Here is a 2,065-nt window from a genome sequence, read left to right as displayed (position 1 = left end):
GCACGAGGCATACCCTACAAACTACACCCATGTAACCTTAACTGAACGGTATTGCCCCTAGGCCCGCCCTCCTCTTAGGAATGCGGGGTTACACCTGCGGTCGCCTTGGCGCGCTCGTCCACATTGCGGAGACAGGCTCGAGCGCGCCCACCTAGCTGGCTTCGCTATCAAATCGGGACCACCAGAGGCCCGGTATCCCCGCGCAAACCGTCACCACATCGCGTAGAGTTAAGTCATACGACCGAATTAGTTGAAGGGGCCGTCATGGAGGCAGATGTAATCGTCGTCGGTGCAGGACTAGCCGGGCTCAGCACAGCGCGTCGGCTGGCCGCAGGGGGGCACTCGGTAGTCGTACTCGAGGCCCGCGATCGCGTTGGCGGGCGCACAGAAGGCGGTGAACTTGACGGCCATCCCGTCGAATTGGGCGGAACCTGGATCGGCGAGGGACATACAGAGATGTACCGGCTCGTTGCCGACCTCGGCCTCCGCACCTTCCCCACCTACAACGACGCCGGACAGCTCGTGGTCGACCTGGGCGGAAAACAGTCACGACTCGCGCCACACAAGGGTGCCACCCCAAAGATCAGCCCGGCAGCCTTAATTGATCTTGCCCAGGGGCTGGCTCGCTACAAGAAGCTCGCCAAGGGTGTCGACCCCGCCGCGCCTTGGGCCCACCCCAAAGCCGCGGAACTCGACGGTCAAACGTTCGAGTCGTGGATCCGCCGCAACCTCAGGACGGGCACGGGCAGGTCATACTTTCGCACACTCGCCGAAGCACTGTACTCCGCCGACTCATCGGACCTGTCCCTGCTGCACACACTCTTCTACACCGCCAGCAACGGGGACCTCGAGACACTCTCCGCCACTGACAAGGGCGCACAGAAAGACCGTGTCGTGGGCGGTTCGGTACTGGTGTCGCAACGCCTCGCCGAGACCCTCGACATCCGCTTCGGCGACCCGGTAACGGCTGTCGAGCAGACCGAGTCCGCTGTGACAGCGACAACACGTCACGGACATGTCTACACCGGCCGGTTCATCGTCGTCGCAATCCCCCCGACACTCGCCGGACGCCTCGACTACCAGCCGGCACTACCCTCCTGGCGCGACCAACTCACCCAACGTGTCCCGGCGGGAACCGTCAGCAAATGCTTCGCCACCTACCCGACCCCGTTCTGGCGCGACGCCGGCCTCAACGGGCAGGCGATCTCCGACACCGGGCCCGTCAAGGTGACATTCGACGTTTCGCCGCCGAACGGAGAGATCGGAATCTTGCTCGGGTTCGTCGAAGGAGGTGAGGCACGGCGTTGGCAACGCCTCGATGCTTCCCAGCGACGCTCACAAGTACTGGGCTGTTTCACGCGCTACTACGGGCCCACTGCCGCAGAACCAGTGACCTACTTCGAGAAAGACTGGGGCGCTGAAGAATTCACGAGAGGATGCTACGGAGCAGGATTCGGTCCCGGCGTCTGGACCAGCTACGGTCCCGTCCTGCGTGAACCCGTCGGCCTAATCCACTGGGCAGGCGCCGAATACGCCGACGAGTGGAGCGGATACATGGAAGGCGCGGTGCGATCGGGAACGGACACGGCAACCCACCTCCTCTCCATGCTCTAACAGTTCACCCATTCGCGCACTCCCCCGACGCGCACCCCGTAGTGGCGGCGGTTGGCGAGCGAAGCCGGGAGGTCGCGCCGCTGTCGGGTCGACTTGCGACCAGTCGACCGAGACGGGAGGTGGGTCGATGATGCGCGGTGTCGTTCGATCAGACCTGGCCTGCTCGCCACCGTCGCGTTCCGCCAGCGCGAACGCGGCCACCAACTCGGTGGGTGATCCGCGACACGGCCACGATGCCGTCGAGTGAGACGGTATCTCCCGGCGGGAGGTCGTCGAGGTAGCCGCATTCGGACAGCGCGGTCTCGAGCACGAGCGTGTACCGGAGTCGTTCCGCGGAGTCCATTCTCGCCACGCCAAGGTTGCTCGGGCACGCGCGACACTCGAACAAGTAGCCAACTAGTGGCGCGAGTTTGAAGTTGTTGGACGGTTGGCTTTTTCTAGGATCTGTTCG

The 2,065-nt window shown here is 63.9% G+C and carries 2 protein-coding genes; one reads left to right on the top strand and one right to left on the bottom strand.

Annotation, left to right across the window (positions count from 1 at the left end):
* Positions 1-264: 264 nt before the first annotated feature.
* The gene (locus P3L18_RS28020; protein WP_276115985.1) at positions 265-1,614 is read left to right on the top strand and encodes a flavin monoamine oxidase family protein; all 1,350 of its coding nucleotides are present in this window, start codon (positions 265-267) and stop codon (positions 1,612-1,614) included.
* A gap of 148 nt (positions 1,615-1,762) precedes the next feature.
* Here P3L18_RS28020 and P3L18_RS28015 read toward each other — a convergent pair whose 3' ends face one another.
* Entirely contained in the window at positions 1,763-1,957 is a 195-nt protein-coding gene (locus P3L18_RS28015; protein WP_079929777.1) for a hypothetical protein, read from the bottom strand.
* Between the last annotated feature and the right edge of the window lie 108 nt (positions 1,958-2,065).

This window comes from Gordonia sp. N1V (assembly GCF_029269935.1).
Classification (GTDB): Bacteria; Actinomycetota; Actinomycetes; order Mycobacteriales; family Mycobacteriaceae; genus Gordonia; species Gordonia polyisoprenivorans.
Note: the sequence above shows the minus strand (reverse complement) of the source record. Positions and strands in the feature narration are given on the sequence as shown.